Origin of the sequence: Klebsiella sp. DY2415 (assembly GCF_026314315.1) — a bacterium.
In the GTDB taxonomy this organism is placed as follows: Bacteria; Pseudomonadota; Gammaproteobacteria; order Enterobacterales; family Enterobacteriaceae; genus Klebsiella; species Klebsiella ornithinolytica.
The window spans coordinates 1,997,448-2,017,870 of sequence record NZ_CP111115.1 but is presented as its reverse complement, the minus strand read 5'-3'; the positions used below and the strand labels follow the sequence as shown (position 1 = coordinate 2,017,870).

Sequence of the window (20,423 nt, the reverse complement as noted above, 5' to 3'; positions counted from 1 at the left end):
GAAACACGCATTGCCTAATAAAATAAGCATTAAATGCGTTCAGGCTCAAGATGAATTCAATCCTGGGTTAAGATAGTGAGATACATTCATTCCTGTACGTAATAAATGCCACTAAAAACACAACCGATAACACCGGCAAAAAAGATGGTCGTGCATGCGGTCAGCCGTCCGCTCCCTCAGGCACATTATCACCGCTGCCCGCAGTGTGACGTTCTTTTTCGTTTGCCGGTGCTTAAGCGTTATCAAAGTGCCTGGTGCCCGCGCTGCAATGCGAAAGTGCGTGATGGCCGCGACTGGTCTCTTTCGCGACTGGGTAGTATGGCCATTACCATGATGCTCCTGATGCCCTTTGCGTGGACCGAACCCTTACTGCGTCTGCATCTGCTCGGCGTACGTATCGATGCGAACGTAATCCAGGGGATCTGGCAAATGACCGGTCAGGGCGATCCGCTTACTGCCGCGATGGTGCTGTTTTGTGCGATTGGCGCACCGGCGCTGCTGGTCATCTCGATCGCCTATCTCTGGCTGGGGAACGTTCTGGGGATGAATTTACGCCCGGTGCTGCTGATGCTGGAAAAACTCAAAGAGTGGGTGATGCTGGATATCTATCTGGTCGGTATCGGCGTGGCCTCCATCAAAGTACAGGATTATGCCTTCCTGCAGCCGGGCGTCGGGCTTGTGGCCTTTATCTCGCTCACCCTGCTCAGCATTCTGACGATCATTCATATGAACGTTGAAGAGCTATGGGAGCGATTTTATCCCCAGCGTCCAGCGTTTCGGGCCGACCCGGCGCTACAGGTTTGCACCGGCTGTCATTACACCGGCTTTCGCGATGCCCGCGGACGCTGCCGACGCTGCCATACGCCGCTCCACCATCGACGGCCGCAGAGTCTGCAGCGAAGCTGGGCCGGGCTGATTGCGTCGGTGGTGTTCCTGCTTCCCGCAAACCTGCTGCCGATCTCCATTATTTACGTCAACGGCGCACGACAGGATGATACGATTCTGTCGGGGATTATGTCGTTGGCCAATAGCAATGTGGCGATTGCCGGCGTGGTGTTTATCGCCAGTATTCTGGTGCCATTTACCAAAGTTATTGTCTTGTTTACGCTATTAGTGAGCATACAATTCAAGTGCGAACAGGGGCTGCGTACCCGCATCATCCTGCTGCGGCTGATTACCTGGATCGGCCGTTGGTCAATGTTGGATCTTTTTGTTATCTCATTAACCATGTCACTGATTAATCGCGACCAACTCCTCGCTTTCACGATGGGGCCTGCTGCGGTATATTTCGGCGCCGCGGTAATATTAACTATCCTTGCTGTTGAATGGCTGGACAGCCGCTTACTTTGGGACGCACATGAGTCAGGAAACGCCCGCTTCACCGACTGAAGCCAGAATTAAAACTAAACGTCGCATCTCGCCATTCTGGCTGCTGCCGGTAATAGCCCTGCTGATCGCCAGCTGGCTGATCTGGACCAGCTATAACGACCGCGGGACGACCATCACCATCGACTTCCAGTCGGCCAACGGGATTGTCCCGGGGCGCACGCCTATCCGCTATCAAGGGGTCGAGGTGGGCACCGTCGAGAATATCTCGCTGAGCAAAGACCTGAGCAAAATCGAAGTCTCTGCCAGTGTGAAGGGCGATATGAAAGACGCTCTGCGCAAAGATACCCAGTTCTGGCTGGTTACTCCGAAAGCCTCGCTGGCCGGCGTATCCGGTCTTGATGCGCTGGTTGGCGGTAACTACATCGGCATGATGCCGGGTAAAGGGGAGCCGCAGGACCATTTCGTCGCTCTCGATACCCAGCCGAAATACCATATCAACAACGGCGAGCTGATGATTCATCTGCAGGCGCCGGACCTCGGTTCGCTCACCAGCGGATCGCTGGTCTACTTCCGCAAAATTCCGGTGGGTCGGGTGTACGATTTTGCGCTCAATGATAACAATCAGGGCGTCACTATCGATGTGCTGATTGAACGCCGCTTTACAAACCTGGTGAAAAAAGGCAGCCGCTTCTGGAATGTGTCAGGCGTTAAGGCCGATGTCGGCCTCGGCGGCGCGAAAGTCCAGCTGGAAAGCCTCTCCGCGCTGGTCAATGGCGCTATTGCCTTTGACTCCCCTGCCGATTCTCAGGCCGCGCAACAAAACGATGAGTTTGGTCTGTACGAAGATTTGGCTCATAGCCAGCGCGGGGTTCTGGTCACGCTGGAGCTGCCTGACGGCGAAGGCCTGAAAGCCGGCTCCACCCCGCTGATGTACCAGGGGCTGGAAGTCGGGCAGCTGACCAAACTCAACCTCAATCCCGGCAGTAAAGTGACCGGTGAGATGACGGTTGACCCAAGCGTGGTCACCCTGCTCAGAGATAAGACGCTTATTCAGATGAAAAAGCCGAAAATCTCGCTGGATAACCCCAGCCTCAGCGCCCTGTTGACCGGGAATACGTTCGAACTGGTGCCCGGAGAGGGGGAGACGCGAAATCACTTTGTGGTGCTTCCGGCTGACAAATCCCTGCTCGATGAACCGGATGTGGCGACGGTGACGCTCACGGCAGCGGAGAGTTACGGCATTGATGCCGGGCAGCCGCTGGTGCTGCACGGCGTGAAAGTGGGTCAGGTTCTGGAGCGCAAGCTGACCGCTAAAGGCGTCACGTTCCAGGTGGCCATTACCCCTGAGTATCGCGACCTGGTGCGCGGCGACAGCAAATTTGTCGTTAACAGCCGTCTTGACGTGGAAGTGGGTTTTGATGGCATCAAAGTGCTGGGCGCCAGCGCCAGCGAGTGGGTCGAAGGCGGTATTCGTATTATCCCTGGCGAGAAAGGGGCAATACAGGCCAGCTATCCGCTGTATGCCAATATGGAGAAGGCGGAAGAAAACAGCCTCAGCGAAGTGCCCACCACCACTCTGAGCCTGACGGCAGAGACCCTGCCGGATGTTCAGGAAGGCTCGGTGGTGCTGTATCGTAAGTTTGCCGTCGGCGAGATCATTTCGGTTAAACCCCGCCGCAACGCATTTGATATCGATCTGCATATTAAGCCGGAATATCGCAATCTGTTGACCAACAATAGCGTCTTCTGGGCCGAGGGCGGCGCCAAAGTCCAGCTCGATGGCAATGGTCTGACCGTGCAGGCATCACCGCTGTCACGGGCATTGAAAGGCGCAATCAGCTTTGACGATCTCAGCGGCGGCAGCGCCGGCGCGCGAATTGGCAACAAACGCATTCTCTATGCTTCTGAAACCGCTGCCCGGGCAGTCGGTGGCCAGATTACGCTGCATGCCTTTGATGCCGGTAAAATTTCCGAAGGGATGCCGATTCGCTACCTGGGCATTAATATCGGCCAGATCCAGTCCCTGAATCTGATTACCGCGAAAAACGAAGTCCAGGCGAAAGCCGTGCTTTACCCGGAGTACGTCGAGACCTTCGCCCGCAGCGGGACCCGTTTCTCGGTGATCACCCCGCAGATTTCTGCGGCGGGCGTCGAACACCTGGATACCATTTTCCAGCCCTACATCAACGTTGAACCCGGCCGCGGCACGCCACGCCGTGATTTCGAAATTCAGGAAACGACAATTAGCGACTCCCGCTACATTGACGGTCTGAGCATCGTTGTCGAAGTGCCGGAAGCCGGTTCGCTGGATATCGGAACGCCGGTACTGTTCCGCGGCCTGGAAGTCGGTACGGTGACCGGCTTGACGCTGGGCTCGATGTCGGATCGCGTGATGGTCAAATTGCGTATCAGCAAACGCTATCAGTATCTGGTGCGTAACAATTCGGTCTTCTGGCTCTCTTCCGGCTATAACCTCGACTTTGGCCTGATTGGCGGCGTCGTGAAAACCGGGACCTTTAACCAGTTCATTCGCGGCGGTATCTCCTTTGCCACGCCGCCGGGCACGCCGCTGGCGCCGAAGGCACAGGATGGTAAACACTTCCTGCTGCTGGAAAGCGAACCGAAAGAGTGGCGGGAATGGGGCACGGCCCTGCCACAGTAAGCAAAACGCTCCGGTGTCCCCCGCCGGAGCGTTTATGATAAACTGCGCACCCTTTTTTCTTGTGGTGCGCACCAGTGGCTCAAAACGCAGTCTATTTTCCTGACCAATTCCTCGCTCAAATGCGTGACGCGATGCCCACGCATCTCTCTTTCGATGCCTTTATCGCGGCCTGCCAGCGCCCGTTACGCCGCAGCCTGCGCGTGAATACGCTGAAAATTTCCGTCGCAGACTTTCTGCAGCAGGTGGCGCCCTATGGCTGGCAGCTGACGCCGATCCCGTGGTGCGAAGAGGGCTTTTGGATCGAACGCGATGATGAGGACTCCCTGCCGCTGGGCAGCACCGCCGAACATCTCAGCGGCCTGTTTTACATCCAGGAAGCCAGTTCTATGCTGCCGGTTGCGGCGCTGTTTGCCGATGGCGACATGCCGCAGCGGGTCATGGATGTGGCCGCCGCCCCTGGTTCCAAAACCACACAGATTGCTGCGCGCATGGGAAATAAGGGCGGGATTCTCGCCAACGAGTTTTCCGCCAGTCGGGTTAAAGTCCTGCATGCCAATATCAGCCGCTGCGGCATCAGCAACGTCGCCTTGACCCACTTCGATGGTCGGGTGTTTGGCGCCGCGCTGCCGGAACGCTTTGACGCCATCCTGCTGGATGCCCCCTGCTCCGGCGAGGGGGTGGTGCGCAAAGATCCCGATGCGTTGAAAAACTGGTCGCCTGAGAGTAATCAGCAGATCGCCGAAACTCAGCGGGAGCTCATCGACAGCGCATTTCACGCGCTGCGCCCCGGCGGCACGCTGGTGTACTCGACCTGCACCCTGAACCGGGAAGAGAACGAAGAGGTCGTGCAGTGGCTGTTAGCCCGCTATCCGCAGGCGGTCGAGGTGCTACCGCTCGGCACGCTGTTCCCGCAGGCTACGGAAGCCTTAACCGCTGAGGGATTTCTCCACGTCTTTCCGCAGATTTTTGACTGCGAAGGTTTTTTTGTTGCCCGCCTCAAGAAAACCGCAGCGATCGAGGCGCTACCGGCGCCGGGTTACAAAGTCGGAAAATTTCCTTTTACGCCGCTTAAAAGCCGGGAATCCGCAGCGATTTCCGCCGCCGCTGCCGCCGTCGGACTACACTGGGATGACCATCATACGCTCTGGCAGCGTGATAAAGAGATTTGGCTGTTCCCGCAAGCGCTGGAATCATTTATCGGCCAGGTCCGTTTTTCGCGGATTGGCATTCGCCTGGCGGAAACCCATAACAAAGGCTTTCGCTGGCAGCACGAAGCGGTCATTGCGCTCGCCGTCCCGGATGCTCCTTTTGAACTGACGCAGGATGAAGCGGAAGAGTGGTATCGTGGCCGCGACGTCTACCCTGAAACGACGCCGCAGCAGGATGAAGTCATCGTCACGTTCCAGGGGGCAACGCTGGGCCTGGCGAAAAAAGTCGGCTCCCGTTTGAAAAACAGCTACCCGCGTGAGCTGGTTCGCGACGGTAAACTATTTGCCGGTAAGGCGTGATCGACTGCAAAAAAACCGCATTTTTTTACTGGCGGTTTGTCCCCCGTTGTCTACGCTGAAAAATGACGGCCTAACTGGTCGTACCACAACTCAGCAGACCAACGGGGTGAATTTATGAGTAAAACCAGCATTCGAATCGGCGCGTTTGAGATAGATGACGCCGAGCTGCACGGTGAACAGCAGGGAGAGCGAACGTTAAGCATTCCTTGCAAATCCGATCCGGACTTATGCATGCAGCTGGATGGCTGGGATGCGGAAACCAGCGTCCCTGCCATTCTTGATGGTCAACATTCCGTCCTCTACCGTAAGCACTACGATCAACAATCCGATGCCTGGATCATGCGCGTTGCCTGATTCAAAAAGAACCCGTCGCCTGAGACGGGTTATTTATTCCCCCCGTTTATGAGCTACCCTATACTGATTAACAAACCCAAACATGAGGCCAGGATGTTCGCCTTAGTTTTGTTTATTTGTTACCTGGACGGTGGTTGCGAAGATATTGTCGTCGACGTTTACGATAACGAACGACGGTGCCTTGTGGCGATGAACGATCAGCGGATACGCCAGGGCGGCTGTTTTCCGGTTGAAGATTTTATTGATGGTTTCTGGCAGCCTGCCAGCGAATACAGCGATTTTTAAGCGGCTTACTGCAGCTGCACCAGGGTGAGTGCACCGCCGAATACCGCCCCCGTATCAATATAATGTTGATTATCGCTATCATAACGTTGCTTCAACGGCGTGTGGCCAAACCAGAAGTGGTCCGCTCCGCCTATCGCGCCATGTCGACCGGCCAGATGGTCCATCAGGCGCTGTCTGCTCCAGAGCACCTGTTGTTCATCCACCGGCTGCTGCCAACGATAGGTCGCCGCCGGGTAGTCGGCATGGGCCACAATATGGCGCAGCGATCCGGCGCTGAGCTCCACAATCAGCGGCAGCTGGCGACAGCGATCCAGGCGTTCGTCAATCTGCAGCCGCTCGCCGCGCGTGCTCTCCTGATACCAGTGGCCTCCGTTCATGACCCATAGCGTCAACGCCCCGCTCTCTTGCGCATCCAGCGCCATCTGTTCATGGTTACCTCGCACCGCACAGAACCAGCGGCAGTCGAGAAGCGCGAGACATTTCGCGCTTTGCGGCCCGCGATCGATCAAATCGCCCACGGAGATGAGAAGATCCTGGTATGGGTCGAATTTTATCTGCCGGAGATGGCTCATCAATACGGCAAAGCAGCCGTGGAGATCGCCAACCAGCCAGATATTGCGCCAGGCCGAACCCTCAATACGCTGATACATATTTTGCCCCCCTGATACAATTATAGTTAATTCTCTCTTCACCACCCCAAAGATACCCACCTCAATCAAATATAAACGAAACAGAAATATAGTCCGCCAGGATATTAATCTCGCCTCACCAAGCCCTTAAAATAGAGGCTAAATAACAACGAGGTATTTTATCGTGACGGACAATAGCCTGCACTCAGCCTTCGCACAACAGCCCCGCACAAATCTTATTGCCGATCTGGTGATGGGCAGACTTATTCCCGCTCCGATTTGGCAAAAGCGTAATTACCGGCTGAAATTTTTATTGCGTACGGCCTTATTTTATACGCCCACTCGCGCAATGCTGGATAATCTTTCCGTGCGTCCTGACTTTAATCAGTTGCTTGCCGCACAGGTTACCCTGCCGGGTAAAGTTCACCGCCAGTATCTGACGCGTGGGTTAAACGCCAGCCAACGCGCCCAGGCGATTATCAGCCACTATCAGTTCATCGACTCACTGTCAGGCACGCAGCTGGCTGCTGCCATGACCGCCGCTAAAGAGACGATCCTGCTGGAATTGCAGGGTAAAGATGAAGCCCGCTTCACTCTCTCGGCCTCCTCCGCGGGTAAAGCCGAGCGCGAAGGCGAAACCACATTGTGGTTGCGCGATGGTAACCAGACGCTGCTGGCCAGCGCCACCTTCAGCGTCGTGCGCCAGCAGGAGCAATGGCAGCTGGTTATCGGCGGGCTGCAGGGGCCGCGACGTAACGTGCCGCATGAAGTGATTAAACTCGCTACCCGCGCCTGCCATGGTCTGTTTCCTAAACGCCTGCTGATCGAGTTTATCTGGGCGTTGGCCGCCAGAAGCCACATTCAGGCCATTTATGGCGTAAGCGATAATGGCCACGTTTTCCGCGCGCTGCGCTATCGTCTCAGCAAGGGGCGCCATTTCCACGCCAGCTATGATGAGTTCTGGCAGTCTATTGATGGCGTAGCCGATGGCGCCTGGCGCTGGCGCTTGCCGCGACAGATGGAAAGGAAATCGCTGGATGCCATCGCCAGTAAAAAGCGGGCGGAATACCGCCGCCGCTTCCAGCTGCTGGACGACCTGATCGCGCAGGTCGCGCAGCTGACTCCCCAGCCCTGACGGATTAACGCCTGTCCATATCAAACAAACGCCGTTTTTAAATCACGGCGTTTGCATCTTATCCTGTGGTTTCGTTACTATCATCTCTTCATCGTTTCCTTTCTGGTAGCCAGTGAAGTTATGAGTAAAAGTGAAATTGCCCTTCTGGTTATCGTGATAATAATTCTGCTCGGTGCGCTTTGGTTTATTTTCAGCGGTGAGATTTGGACCCTGGTCTGCTACCTTGAATCCCAGCTGTATCCGTCAATCGTCGCGCCTGAATAATACGTTGTTTTTATTACTCCATCTTCATCCCGGCAGCCCTTCATTTCCTGGCAACGCGCGGCCAAATAGATCGCACTAAAATAATATGCCCGCGTATCTTCAGGGCATGGATATCCCGCGGCGATGAGGACCTTGTCTGCGGGCGCGCGGCGCGCCATCGCCCTGACCTTGACCCGCAGTATCCGGCTCAGATTTTCTGTAAAGAGAATGTTAAGGCGTTTTTTGTTGTGGTATAAGGGAAAAAGACCGTAACGGGAAATGAGGGATGATTTCCGGTCTTTTTATGTAACGAGTTGATAAGCTTCAGATAAAAAGAGACCGAACACGATTCCTGTATTCGGTCCAGGGAAATGGCTCTTGGGAGAGAGCCGTGCGCTAAAAGTTGGCATTAATGCAGGCTAAGTCGCCTTGCCTTATAAGAATAGTTTACCGCGTCAGGTTTTCCAGTCCGCAACAAAAGTGGTCGAATAATTCCTGACAAAATGGCCGGTGCCAACAAAAAACCGCCGCTTCCTGAAAGGAATGCAGGCGGTTTTTTATATGTTAATACAGTAAGATAGGTTCGGGTATCAACAAAGCTTCTGCGCGCGCTCAATAAATGGCGCGAGGCTCATTTTTTGTCCCGGATGTTGCGGATCGTCGACCAGGATCACTGAGATCGGCTGAGCGCTGGTTTTCCCCGCTTTCACCTGCTGCTCAGCAACATCATTCAACGGATACTGCACCAGCGTGCTGGGGTTAATGGCAAACAGCGCATTCCCCGGGCGACAGGTCAACATCACCTCTTCGCGATTGAACGCCCAATTATCTTTCCCCACTTCGAAGCGGCTAACGGTGATAATCTGCGGTGCTGCCAGCGCGACGCCAGAGCTTGCCAGTAACAACATAGTTAAAAGAGTTTTTTTCATGATTTAGCCAGTTAATTCAGTAAGGTTCCCAGGTCGCAAACAGGCTGACGGCCAGCAGCGCCAATGCTCCGAGCGCCATTTCAACCTGCGTGGTGCGCAAAATGAGCTGCTCCGCTCGCGTTCCGTTCACCGACATACGTGGCACCAGAACATACCTGTTCACCAGCGCAATTGCTACCATCCCTGCGACCAGGGCACATTTGATCAATAGCATCTCTCCCCACAGCGAATCACGGAATAATCCGCCCTGGATCAGCAGCGCATTTATCACGCCGCTGGCGATCGCGCCCGCAACCGCCAGATGTCCGTAGCGAGAAAAGCGCATCATGGTGCCGATAGCGGCCTGACGCCAGCGCCCGCGCGCGAGGCGCAGGCAGTAGATGAACGGCAGCAGCCCGCCAAACCAGCCGGCGACACAGAACAGATGCACAGCATGGTTAGTCCGCTGCACCACGCCCCGTCCCCCCTCGCTCATTGCCGCATGGCCAACGCCCGCCATCAGCAAGATCTGCGCGCACAGCAGCACCAGCAGCAGACGCGCCGGACGACGAGGTTTGAGCCACGCGATCGCCAGCGCAATCCACGCCAGCAGAATCTGCCAGACCCAGACGCTGCCAAAGCGAGTACCGGCAACGGCTTGCCAGATAGCAGGCTGCCAGAGATCCGCCCAACCATTCCCCATCAGACCGCCCTGTACCATCAGCATCAGCAGCGCAGAAACCGCGCTGAGCAGCAGAAGGTGGCGCAGTAGCGGGAAGAAACGCTGCATCAGCAAACGCCGCAGCGTCAGCGGCGCCCACCACGCGCCGTACAGCACGCAGCCAAACGCCACCATCAGCGAGAGAAAGTGGACGAAGCGCAGACCGATATAGATTCCCGTGAGCATGCGTTATTTCACGGTAAAGTGATATTGCCCTTTGGTTTTGTGGCCATCAACGGAGACCACGTGCCAGTCAACGGTATACTCCCCCGCCGCCAGCGGCTGCGTCAGCGGAACAATCAGCTGGGCTTTATTGCTGTCGCTGCGGGTAAGCTTACCGGTCGCAACGGCTTTCTGCTGCGGGCCGGTCAGGGTCACGGCGCTAAAGGCCGTTTCGATACCTTCAGAAAAGCTCAAGGTCAGTGATTCGGGAGAGGCGGCGACAGTCGAATCTGCGGCTGGCGTTTGCTGTTGAAGATGCGCATGGGCAAAGGCCGCGGTGCTGACGAGGAAACCGGCGAAAAAAGCAGAGGCGCGCAGCGCGCGCCCGGCGATGGTACGCATAATCGTCATTCCTTTTCGTTATGTATGTAGCACAGAGAATAACCCTGTATAATGGCGTAGTCGAGCGATGCGTCCCGGTCCGACGTCGCGCCCGATCGGTTTTCAGCATCATGAAGGAGAAACCATATGGAAAAAAATCTGGCCAAAATTTCGCAGGACGAGATGGACAAAGTGAACGTCGACCTTGCCGCGGCCGGTGTCGCCTTTAAAGAACGCTACAATATGCCCGTTGTCGCCGATTTAGTGGAGCGGGAGCAACCGTCACACCTGCGTGACTGGTTCCGTGAACGCCTGATCGCCCATCGACTGGCGTCTGTTTCGCTGTCGCGCCTGCCCTATGAACCCAAAGCGAAATAATTCTCGTCCCTTACGGACGTCCCGGTTGGCAAGCGCTGCGCATTCATTTACGCTGGTTTCTTTGGGCCGGAGTGAGCCATGCTACGCGTAATCGATACGGAAACCTGCGGACTGCAGGGAGGCATTGTGGAAATCGCCTCTGTTGATATTGTCGATGGTCAGATAACCAATCCCATGAGTCATCTGGTTCGTCCCGACCGACCTATCAGCCCCCAGGCCATGGCAATTCACCGTATCACCGAAGAGATGGTCGCCGACAAGCCGTGGATTGAAGAGGTTCTGCCGCATTACATCGGCAGCCGATGGTATGTCGCCCACAACGCCAGCTTCGATCGCCGGGTGTTACCGGAAATGCACGGGGAGTGGATCTGCACCATGAAGATGGCCCGCCGTCTGTGGCCAGGCATTAAATACAGCAATATGGGGCTGTATAAATCGCGTAAGCTCAGTGTCGCAACGCCTGCCGGACTGCATCAACACCGCGCGCTGTACGACTGCTATATCACCGCCGCGCTGCTTCTCGATATTATCAACGTTTCCGGCTGGCAGCCTGAGGAGATGGCGACCATTACCGGTCGTCCGGCGCTGCTGACCACCTTTACCTTCGGTAAATATCGCGGCAAGGCGGTGGCCGAAATCGCAGAAAACGACCCGGGCTATTTACGCTGGCTGTTCAATAACCTGGATCGGATGAGCCCCGAGCTGCGCTTAACGCTCAAGCACTATCTCGGGGAGTAGCGACGCTAAACGTCCGCCTGGCCGGGTAACGTCCCCTGCGCCAGGCCAATCAGAAAGGCATACTCCAGCGCAACCCCTTCATAGCTTTTAAAACGCCCCGACTTACCGCCGTGCCCTGAATCCATATCGGTGCACAGCAGTAACAGGTTATCGTCCGTTTTCAGCTCGCGCAGCCTGGCCACCCATTTTGCCGGTTCCCAGTATTGCACCTGGGAATCGTGCAGGCCGGTGGTAACCAGCAGATGGGGATAGGCCTGCGCCGTGACGCCATCGTAAGGACTGTAGCTCTTCATATAGCGATAGTACTCTTCGTCCTGCGGATTTCCCCACTCTTCAAATTCCCCGGTCGTCAGCGGAATCGACTCGTCGAGCATGGTGGTCAGGACATCGACAAACGGAACCTGAGCCACTACGCCGTGAAACAGCTCCGGCCGCTCATTAATAGCGACGCCCATTAACATGCCGCCCGCGCTGCCGCCCATGCCGTAGCACAGGCGAGGATCGCCATATCCCTGCGCCAGCAGCGCATCGCAGACATCAAGATAATCATTAAAGGTATTCTTTTTACACAGGAACTTGCCGTCTTCGTACCACTGCTGCCCTAATTCACCGCCGCCGCGAACGTGGGCGATCGCAAACACGAAACCACGATCGAGCAGGCTCAACCGGCTGGCGCTGAAATCAGCATCTTCGCTGGCGCCGTACGACCCGTAGGCATAGACCAGCAGCGGGCTGACGCCCTTGCGGAAATGCTCACGCCGATAAACCAGCGAAACAGGAACCTCCACACCATCCCGAGCCTTAATCCACAGATGTTCACTGCGATAATGGCTGGCCTCAAACCCTTTCACTTCCTGCTGTTTCAGTACCCGCCGCTCACCGGTATCCATATCCAGCTCAAAGAGCGTATCCGGCGTGGTCATGGATGAGTATCCGTAGCGTAAGCGCGAAGTTTCCGGCTCCGGATTATAGGCAAGCCAGGTCACGTAGGCCGGGTCATCAAAGGCAATGCCAACCGCTTCCCGGGTCTTGCGGTTAATCTGGCGCAGGCTGGTTAACCCGCGCTGGCGCTCTTCAACCACCAACCAGTCGGTAAACAGGGTGAATCCCTCGAGCATCACATCCTGGCGTGGCGCAATCAGCGTCTCCCACTGCTGTTCGTCGCGTTCATGGGTACGATAGAGACCAAAGTTTTTCCCCTCGCGGTTGGAGCGAAGATAAAAAGCATGCTGGTAATGATCGAGACTGTACTCGTGATCTTTACGTCGCGGCAGGAAACACACCGGTTCCGCATCCGGCATTTCGGTATTCAGCAGCCGCACTTCACTGGTTGTCGCGCTGGCAAGATAGATCACGGCGAATTGCCGGGAGGTGGTCGTATGGAGGCTGACGTAGAAGGTTTCATCCTTCTCCTCGTAGACCAGCACATCGGAACGCGGCGAAGCGCCCACGGTATGCCGCCAGACCTGGTAAGGCAGCAGCGTAGTCGGGTGCTTGCGGACATACCACAGCGTTTGCGAATCATTGCTCCAGGCAAATTCCGGGGAGACGTTTTCCAGCACTTCAGGATACCATTCGCCATTTTGCAGATTGCACAAACGCAGGCCATACTGCCGACGGGAGAGATAATCCTCCGCCAGCGCCATGATCATGTTATCCGGCGAAATGCCCAGCCCACCGAGAGTATAGAATTCACTCTGCGCCGCGCGCTGGTTGCTATCGAGCAGCACCTCCCATTCATCCCACTCCTCTTTCAGCACCGACTGACGCTGATAAATAGCGTATTCACAGCCCGGCTCATATACCTGACGATAGCGGTAGCCATTTTTGCTGTAGGGCGCGGAGACTTCGCGCGGCGGGATACGATCAATAATCTCTTTTAGCACCCGCTCCTGCAGGCTACGTTGAGTCGCCATGACCTGCCGGCCGTACTCATTTTCCTCGCGAAGATAATCAAGCACTTCCGGCCGCGAACGCTCATCGTCGCGCAGCCAGAAGTAATTATCGATACGGGTATCGCCATGAAGGGTCATGGCGTGGGGGATTCGTTTTGCTTTTGGTGGCATCTTTTGGTCTTCTGCATCCTGTATTTCATACACAAAATCATTCAAGAAGCGGCTTGAAGGATGGCGTGTGTATAAGGGTGGCAAAAGTGGCCCACGTTGCAAGCAAAACCTGCTGATTTAGGTAGAAAGCGCCTGTTTTTGTGCCTGAATATCCTGTTCGATGTCGGCACGCACTTCTGGCGGGAGGCCTAAAGCTTCGCCCAGAGCGTTGAGATAGCTACGCTCCATAAAATGGTCGATATCGATCGCCGCACAGCTGATGTAATAGATCTCCAGCGCCTCTTGCTCGCTGTTGAGGCCCTGCGCCAGACGCTGCGGATCGAGAGGCTGGGACAGCGCGCGATCGATCAGAACGCGCCCCTGCACGGCAATACCGGCCGCGCGCAGCTGCTCTTCAATGTTTGCCCGCTCGCTGTCATCAATGTGCCCGTCGCTTTTAGCGGCAAACACCAGCGCCAGAATGAGCCGTTCGCTGCGGGCATCAAGCCCGGAGGCTGGCGAGGTTGACGCCCCGGTGGCTTGCCCCGGCGAAGCGACAGATTGCGCAGGGGAATTTTCCCGCATTTTCTGCTGATACTTGTTCCACAGTACGCTTCCCGCCACCGCCCCGCCGCCAACCAGCAGTGCGCTGGTGCCATATTTGGCCAGCAGCTTGCGCGATGATTTACTGGCCACCAGCAGCCCCGCCAGGCCGCCCAGCGCCCCGGGCAGAAGGAAGCTTTTACCATCCGGCCGCTCGCCTGATGAGGAAGACGGTCCCTGCTGGCCCAGCAGGGACTGGAGTTGATTAAGCCAGTTAGCCATGATTTCCCTCGTTGCTTTTTAAGCGATGTCATCAGCCTAAACGACGAGATGTCAGGAAATGTTATGAGCAGCTAAAGATGCGCAAATTCGGCCGGACTCAGGCGGCCTTTACCTTGCGCGATTTTGCCGGCGCGGTTGCCGCGGGTTGTTCGCTTGCCCCCTCGGCTACGGCCTCTGAGATTTCAGCCGCGGAGCTCTCATCCTGAGAAGCCTGTCCGGTTGCCCCGTCTTCTGCTTCCGGGCGTTTTCCTGACCTCAGAATGTGGTGCAATGTCTCTTTGCGTTCCGCCAGCCACATTGCCATTTCATCACGCTGGGTTTCATCCAGCGTCAGCGGGCACTCTACCAGCCAGTCGTTGAGGACCTCGGCAAGATCGAGCATTTTGTCGTAAGCATCGGCCTCTTTTTTGCTGGTAAACGACATCTTTTCCTCACCTTCGCGGATCACCACATATTTAATTTCAACCGCCATTCTGCAGCCTCTTTATACTGTATTTTTATACAGTATAGCAAATTTTCACCCAGGACTCAACCAACGGTCATAAAGACAGACGCAAACGTTTTCGTTTATAATGTGGCGCATGTTTTTTTACTGTGGAAAAGAGTCATGACGTTATTAGGCACAGCGCTGCGTCCGGCAGCGACACGGGTGATGTTGTTAGGTTCCGGCGAACTGGGTAAAGAAGTCGCCATTGAGTGCCAACGGCTGGGTATTGAGACCATCGCAGTCGACCGCTACCCCGACGCGCCGGCGATGCAAGTGGCGCACCGTTCGCACGTCATCAACATGCTGCATGGTGAAACGCTGCGCGCGCTGATTGCGGAAGAAAAACCTGACTTTATCGTGCCGGAAATTGAAGCTATCGCCACGGATACGCTGGTGGAGCTGGAGCAGGCCGGGCAAAAAGTCGTTCCCACCGCTCGCGCGGCGAAACTGACCATGAATCGCGAAGGTATTCGCCGCCTGGCTGCGGAGGAGCTGCAGCTTCCCACCTCGGCATACCGCTTTGCCGACAGCGAAGCGGCCTTTCGCGAAGCCGTCGCGGAGATTGGCCTTCCCTGCATTGTGAAGCCGGTCATGAGCTCTTCTGGCAAAGGTCAGAGCTTTATTCGTCACGCTGATCAGCTGGCTGAGGCCTGGCGCTATGCGCAACAAGGTGGCCGCGCGGGCGCCGGTCGGGTTATCGTCGAGGGGGTGGTGAATTTCGATTTTGAAATTACCCTGCTTACCGTCAGCGCGGTCGATGGCGTCCATTTCTGCGCCCCGGTCGGCCATCGCCAGGAGGATGGCGATTATCGCGAATCCTGGCAGCCGCAGCAGATGAGCGAGCTGGCGTTGGCCCGCGCCCAGGACATTGCCAGCAAAGTCGTGCTGGCGCTTGGCGGCTACGGTCTGTTTGGCGTAGAGCTGTTCGTCTGCGGCGATGAGGTGATTTTCAGTGAAGTCTCCCCTCGCCCACACGACACCGGGATGGTGACGCTGATTTCCCAGGACCTCTCGGAATTTGCTCTGCACGTTCGCGCCTTCCTCGGTCTGCCGGTTGGCGCGATTCGCCAGTATGGCCCGGCGGCCTCCGCGGTCATTCTGCCGCAGCTCACCAGCCAGAACGTCACCTTTAGCAATATCCAGGGCGCGGTAGGGGCGGGACTGCAGCTGCGCCTGTTCGGTAAGCCGGAGATTGACGGTTCTCGTCGACTGGGCGTCACGCTGGCCGTCGCCGATAGCGTCGAGGAGGCGGTGGCGCGCGCGAAAGCCGCCGCGTCGGCCGTGCTGGTTCAGGGATAAAAAAACCCGGTCGCCTCAGCGCTACCGGGTCTGGATTTCGCTCGTTATCAGGGCGTGAAAATTACTTCGCGCCTTCCACCGCTTCGCGAGCAATTTTGGTAATACGGTCGTAATCGCCCGCTTCCAGCGCATCCGCCGGAACCAGCCAGGAACCACCGATGCACAGCACGCTGTTCAGTGCCAGGTAGTCGCGGTAGTTCGCCGGAGAGATGCCGCCAGTCGGGCAGAAACGGATATGGGCGAACGGACCGCCAATCGCCTGCAGCGCTTTCACGCCGCCGTTAGCTTCTGCCGGGAAGAATTTGAACTCTTTCAGGCCATACTGCATGCCCAGCATCAGTTCGGACACGGTGCTGATCCCCGGGATCAGCGGGATGGTGCCTTCTTCAGTCGCCGCTTTCAGCAGGGACTCGGTCAGACCCGGGCTGATAGCGAACTGCGCGCCAGCTTCGGTGACGGCTTTCAGCTGCTCAACGTTTGTTACGGTACCTGCGCCGACAATCGCCTCCGGCACTTCTTTCGCAATCGCGCGAATCGCATCAAGCGCGCATGCGGTACGCAGCGTGACTTCCAGTACGCGTACGCCGCCGGCAACCAGCGCTTTGGCCATCGGCACAGCGTGTTCCAGCTTTTTCACCACGATCACCGGGACAACCGGGCCGTTGGTGAGGATTGCTTCTGCAGTTGTTTTCCAGTTTTTCATCAGAGTTTCTCTCTCGCCAGATCTACAAATTGTATCGTCTTAAAAAGTGATGCAGGTTGCGCCCTGTTCGGCTCCGGAGAGTTTTTCACGCAGCGCTGCGAACATTTCCCGGCCGCTCCCGACGCGCGAACTGCTGAGGTCAGGAACATGCGGCTGGCGTGCAGCCAGTTCAGCGTCATCCACCAGCAGCGTCAGTTCGCCCGTCTGCCCGTTGACGCGGATGATATCGCCATCACGTACTTTTGCCAGCAGCCCGCCATCATACGCTTCCGGCGTAACGTGGATTGCTGACGGAACCTTGCCGGATGCGCCAGAGAGTCGACCATCGGTAACCAGCGCAATTTTGAAACGGCGGTCCAATAATACACCAAGTGGCGGCATAAGTTTATGTAATTCTGGCATGCCGTTCGCTTTTGGCCCCTGGTGGCGAACAACCACCACGCAATCCTTGTCCAGCATTCCGGCCTCGAAAGCAGGCAAAACGTCGTGCTGGCTTTCAAACACCACCGCCGGCGCTTCAATGATCTGGTTCTCAACCGGTACGGCCGAGGTTTTCATCACCGCACGCCCGAGGTTGCCGCTCAGCACTTTCGTCCCGCCATGGCGAGAGAATGGCTTGTCGAAAGTTGCAATAACCTGATCGTCCAATGGCGCCGTCGCCCCTTCACGCCAGTCCAGTTCGCCGTTATTCAGCCAGGGTTCCATGGTGTAACGCGAGAGACCAAAACCGGCTACGGTGTTGACATCTTCGTGCAGCAGGCCGCCTTTCAGCAGCTCACGGACCAGCACCGGTACGCCGCCCGCGGCCTGGAAGTGGTTTATATCCGCCGGACCGTTCGGGTAAAGGCGCGCCAGCAGCGGCACAACGTCGGAGAGATCGGAGAAATCATCCCAGTTAATGATAATGCCCGCCGCGCGAGCCATCGCCACCAGGTGCATCGTATGGTTGGTCGAACCGCCGGTTGCCAGCAGCGCCACGATCCCGTTGACCACCACTTTCTCATCAAACATTTTGCCTAACGGCATCCATTCATTACCGTTACCGGTCATGCGCGTCACCTGGCGTGCGGCGGCGGCGGTCAGCGCCTGGCGCAGTTCGGCATCCGGATGCACAAACGACGAGCCCGGAAGCTGCATGCCCATAAACTCCACCACCATCTGGTTGGTGTTCGCCGTACCGTAAAATGTGCAGGTACCCGGGGCGTGGTAGGACGCCGCTTCAGACTCCAGCAGCGCCATACGATCGACTTTACCCTCAGCATACAGCTGGCGGATGCGCACTTTTTCTTTATTTGGCAGGCCGCTGGCCATCGGGCCCGACGGTACGAAGACTGACGGCAGGTGGCCAAAGGAGAGCGCGGCCATCGTCAGTCCGGGGACGATTTTGTCACATACGCCCAGATACAGCGCGCCGTCGAACATGTTATGCGACAGGCCGATAGCGGCCGACATTGCAATCACTTCGCGGCTCAGGAGGGAGAGTTCCATCCCATCCTGACCTTGAGTGACACCATCGCACATCGCCGGAACGCCCCCCGCGACCTGGCCTACCGCATTTACCGAATGCAGCGCTTTGCGAATGATATCCGGGTAATACTCATAGGGCTGGTGGGCGGACAGCATGTCGTTGTAAGAGGTAATAATGGCGATATTGTTACGCAACATGCTTTTCAGCGAGGCTTTATCGTCCGACTGACAGGCAGCAAAGCCGTGGGCGAGATTACCGCACGCCAGCTGCGCGCGATGGACGGTATCGGTCTTCGCCTGGTTAATCCGTGCGAGGTAGGCGGTGCGGGTATCGCGCGACCGTTCGATAATGCGATTTGTTACCCGTAACATTGTCGAATTCATAAAGGCTCCTGAATTTTTATCTGTCCGGCCACAGCATTTTAGCAACCTCTTAGAAGGTGAAAGGCACCAACACTGCAGCTCAGCGGCAAAATATCTATCCGCAGTGTAATAAAAAAAGCCCCGGGGGTGAATCCTCCCGGGGCTTAAAAGAGCAAAAATTATGCGACTTGCTGCGTCAGATCATGTTACCGGTAAAATAACTCCTCCGGATAACCCGCAAACTATTCAAATTCGTTCCAGGAACGACCGTCGCGGGTGATCATCGCCACAGAGGCGACCGGCCCCCAGGTACCTGCCTGATAGGGCTTCGGCGCATCGCGGTCGGCAGCCCAGGCTTCAGTAATGGAGTCAACCCACTTCCACGCCTCTTCGACTTCATCACGACGCACGAACAGCGCCTGGATACCGCGCATGGTTTCCAGCAGCAGACGTTCATAGGCATCCGCCAGGTGAGTCTGGTTGAAGGTCTCCGAATAGCTCAGATCCAGCTTGGTTATCTGCAGATTGTGTTTGTGGTCAAGGCCCGGCACTTTGTTGAGGACCTGAATATCCACGCCCTCATCCGGCTGCAGACGAATCGTCAGCTTGTTCTGCGGCAGCTCCTGCCAGTTCTCTTTAAACAGGTTCAGCTCCGGGGTTTTGAAATACACCACCACTTCAGAACATTTGGTCGGCAGGCGTTTACCGGTACGCAGGTAGAACGGCACGCCGGCCCAGCGCCAGTTATCGATATCGACGCGGATAGCCACAAAGGTCTCGGTATTGCTGGATTTGTTCGCCCCCTCTTCTTCGAGGTAGCCCGGGACTTTTTTACCCTGGGCGAAGCCGGCGGTGTACTGGCCGCGGACCGTTTTCTCACGCACGTTGGAGCGGTCGATACGGCGCAGCGACTTCAGCACTTTTACTTTTTCGTCACGAATACTGTCGGCACTGAGGTCTGACGGCGGCGACATCGCGATCATGCACAGGATCTGCAGCAGATGGTTCTGGATCATGTCGCGCATTTGCCCGGCCTGATCGAAGTAACCCCAGCGACCTTCGATACCCACTTCTTCCGCTACGGTGATTTCAACGTGGTCGATCGTGCGGCAGTCCCAGTTATTGACAAACAGGGAGTTCGCAAAGCGCAGCGCCAGCAGGTTGAGCACCGTTTCTTTGCCGAGGTAATGGTCGATACGGTAAACCTGGCACTCTTCGAAGAATTCGCCGACCTGATCGTTGATCTCGCGGGAGGTATCCAGAGAGGTACCCAGCGGTTTCTCCATCACCACGCGCGCAGGTTTGGCGTTCAGTTTCGCCTGGCCGAGGCCTTTGCAAATGGCGCCAAAAGTGCTCGGCGGCATGGCAAAGTAGTTGATGGTGACGCGGTTTTCCTGATCCAGCATTTTGCCCAAACGGGAAAACGCTTTGGTATCGTTCACATCGAGGTTACAAAAATCCAGACGTCCGCTCAGGGTTTCCCACAAACCTTCATCAATCTTTTCCTTCATGAAGGTTTCAAGCGCTTCACGGACGACTTTGGTGTAAGCATCTTTATCCCAGTCAGCACGTCCGACCCCGATGATCCGGGTCTCAGGGTTGATCTGGCCAGCTTTTTCGAGCTGATACAGGGAAGGCAACAATTTACGACGCGCCAGGTCACCCTTCGCGCCGAAAATGACCAGATCGCATGCCTGGGCCGTTTGCGTTACCGCCATGTCATTCTCCTCAGTTGATAGTCTGGTGCTTATGCCAGGCTATATTTGTAATTTTCTTACACTGCACTGTACTGTGTTTACGA

At 56.4% G+C, this 20,423-nt stretch carries 20 protein-coding genes; 10 read left to right on the top strand and 10 right to left on the bottom strand.

The genetic code is table 11. The features are described from left to right. Positions 1-105 precede the first annotated feature (105 nt). The 5 genes from yebS to OQV00_RS09350 all read left to right on the top strand — a co-directional run bounded on the left by yebS (position 106) and on the right by OQV00_RS09350 (position 6,138). Positions 106-1,389 carry a membrane integrity lipid transport subunit YebS gene (yebS, locus tag OQV00_RS09370; RefSeq protein WP_015584017.1) on the top strand — a complete coding sequence of 428 codons (1,284 nt, stop codon included), beginning with the start codon at positions 106-108 and terminating at the stop codon, positions 1,387-1,389. Then, the gene (locus OQV00_RS09365) at positions 1,358-3,991 is read left to right on the top strand and encodes a PqiB family protein (RefSeq protein ID WP_266280222.1); all 2,634 of its coding nucleotides are present in this window, start codon (positions 1,358-1,360) and stop codon (positions 3,989-3,991) included. The genes yebS and OQV00_RS09365 overlap by 32 nt, the downstream gene beginning before the upstream one ends. A gap of 74 nt (positions 3,992-4,065) precedes the next feature. Next, entirely contained in the window at positions 4,066-5,499 is a 1,434-nt protein-coding gene (gene rsmF / locus OQV00_RS09360) for a 16S rRNA (cytosine(1407)-C(5))-methyltransferase RsmF (protein WP_088402078.1), read from the top strand. A gap of 114 nt (positions 5,500-5,613) precedes the next feature. Then, a complete protein-coding gene (locus tag OQV00_RS09355; protein WP_004863958.1) occupies positions 5,614-5,853 on the top strand; it encodes a YebV family protein in 240 nt (79 codons plus the stop codon). Between the two features lie 93 nt (positions 5,854-5,946). Then, positions 5,947-6,138 carry a YdfD/YebW family protein gene (locus OQV00_RS09350; protein ID WP_004863962.1) on the top strand — a complete coding sequence of 64 codons (192 nt, stop codon included), beginning with the start codon at positions 5,947-5,949 and terminating at the stop codon, positions 6,136-6,138. Positions 6,139-6,143: 5 nt separating this feature from the next. On the opposite strand, the gene pphA is transcribed toward OQV00_RS09350, so the two are convergent. Further along, a complete protein-coding gene (gene pphA / locus OQV00_RS09345) occupies positions 6,144-6,788 on the bottom strand; it encodes a protein-serine/threonine phosphatase (RefSeq protein ID WP_004863967.1) in 645 nt (214 codons plus the stop codon). Positions 6,789-6,930: 142 nt separating this feature from the next. On the opposite strand from pphA, the gene OQV00_RS09340 reads away from it, so the two are divergent. Both OQV00_RS09340 and OQV00_RS09335 read left to right on the top strand, forming a co-directional pair. Beyond that, a complete protein-coding gene (locus OQV00_RS09340) occupies positions 6,931-7,902 on the top strand; it encodes a VirK/YbjX family protein (RefSeq protein ID WP_172412537.1) in 972 nt (323 codons plus the stop codon). A gap of 120 nt (positions 7,903-8,022) precedes the next feature. Beyond that, the gene (locus OQV00_RS09335; RefSeq protein ID WP_054828791.1) at positions 8,023-8,166 is read left to right on the top strand and encodes an Ecr family regulatory small membrane protein; all 144 of its coding nucleotides are present in this window, start codon (positions 8,023-8,025) and stop codon (positions 8,164-8,166) included. Between the two features lie 569 nt (positions 8,167-8,735). Here OQV00_RS09335 and OQV00_RS09330 read toward each other — a convergent pair. From OQV00_RS09330 to yobA, 3 genes are read right to left on the bottom strand one after another with little or no spacing between them, the layout of a single operon-like run. Next, on the bottom strand, positions 8,736-9,074 hold the full coding sequence (locus tag OQV00_RS09330) for a YebY family protein (RefSeq protein ID WP_015584012.1): 339 nt from the start codon (positions 9,072-9,074) through the stop codon (positions 8,736-8,738). Between the two features lie 16 nt (positions 9,075-9,090). Beyond that, positions 9,091-9,960 (bottom strand): copper homeostasis membrane protein CopD, encoded by an 870-nt coding sequence (gene copD / locus OQV00_RS09325; protein WP_004863974.1) that lies wholly within the window; start codon positions 9,958-9,960, stop codon positions 9,091-9,093. Positions 9,961-9,963: 3 nt separating this feature from the next. After that, positions 9,964-10,338, bottom strand: a complete 375-nt coding sequence (gene yobA / locus OQV00_RS09320; protein ID WP_004863975.1) for a CopC domain-containing protein YobA — start codon at positions 10,336-10,338, stop codon at positions 9,964-9,966. Between the two features lie 126 nt (positions 10,339-10,464). Between yobA and OQV00_RS09315 the strand changes: the two genes are divergently transcribed. After that, a complete protein-coding gene (locus OQV00_RS09315) occupies positions 10,465-10,695 on the top strand; it encodes a DNA polymerase III subunit theta (protein ID WP_004863978.1) in 231 nt (76 codons plus the stop codon). A gap of 78 nt (positions 10,696-10,773) precedes the next feature. Beyond that, positions 10,774-11,433, top strand: a complete 660-nt coding sequence (gene exoX, locus OQV00_RS09310) for an exodeoxyribonuclease X (protein ID WP_004863981.1) — start codon at positions 10,774-10,776, stop codon at positions 11,431-11,433. 5 nt (positions 11,434-11,438) lie between these two features. On the opposite strand, the gene ptrB is transcribed toward exoX, so the two are convergent. From ptrB to OQV00_RS09295, 3 genes are all read right to left on the bottom strand, one after another. After that, positions 11,439-13,499 carry an oligopeptidase B gene (ptrB, locus tag OQV00_RS09305; RefSeq protein WP_032724251.1) on the bottom strand — a complete coding sequence of 687 codons (2,061 nt, stop codon included), beginning with the start codon at positions 13,497-13,499 and terminating at the stop codon, positions 11,439-11,441. A gap of 117 nt (positions 13,500-13,616) precedes the next feature. After that, positions 13,617-14,303: a tellurite resistance TerB family protein gene (locus OQV00_RS09300; RefSeq protein WP_004863985.1), complete on the bottom strand. Its 687-nt coding sequence runs from the start codon at positions 14,301-14,303 to the stop codon at positions 13,617-13,619. Positions 14,304-14,400: 97 nt separating this feature from the next. Continuing rightward, entirely contained in the window at positions 14,401-14,775 is a 375-nt protein-coding gene (locus OQV00_RS09295; RefSeq protein WP_015584009.1) for a YebG family protein, read from the bottom strand. Between the two features lie 135 nt (positions 14,776-14,910). On the opposite strand from OQV00_RS09295, the gene purT reads away from it, so the two are divergent. Further along, the gene (gene purT / locus OQV00_RS09290; protein WP_088911373.1) at positions 14,911-16,089 is read left to right on the top strand and encodes a formate-dependent phosphoribosylglycinamide formyltransferase; all 1,179 of its coding nucleotides are present in this window, start codon (positions 14,911-14,913) and stop codon (positions 16,087-16,089) included. A gap of 61 nt (positions 16,090-16,150) precedes the next feature. On the opposite strand, the gene OQV00_RS09285 is transcribed toward purT, so the two are convergent. The 3 genes from OQV00_RS09285 to zwf form a co-directional block, all read right to left on the bottom strand. Then, positions 16,151-16,792 carry a bifunctional 4-hydroxy-2-oxoglutarate aldolase/2-dehydro-3-deoxy-phosphogluconate aldolase gene (locus tag OQV00_RS09285; RefSeq protein WP_004863992.1) on the bottom strand — a complete coding sequence of 214 codons (642 nt, stop codon included), beginning with the start codon at positions 16,790-16,792 and terminating at the stop codon, positions 16,151-16,153. A gap of 39 nt (positions 16,793-16,831) precedes the next feature. After that, positions 16,832-18,643 carry a phosphogluconate dehydratase gene (edd, locus tag OQV00_RS09280; protein ID WP_004863996.1) on the bottom strand — a complete coding sequence of 604 codons (1,812 nt, stop codon included), beginning with the start codon at positions 18,641-18,643 and terminating at the stop codon, positions 16,832-16,834. A 221-nt stretch (positions 18,644-18,864) separates the two neighbouring features. Further along, positions 18,865-20,340, bottom strand: coding sequence for a glucose-6-phosphate dehydrogenase (gene zwf, locus OQV00_RS09275; protein WP_004863999.1), 1,476 nt, complete (start codon positions 20,338-20,340; stop codon positions 18,865-18,867). Positions 20,341-20,423: the final 83 nt, after the last annotated feature.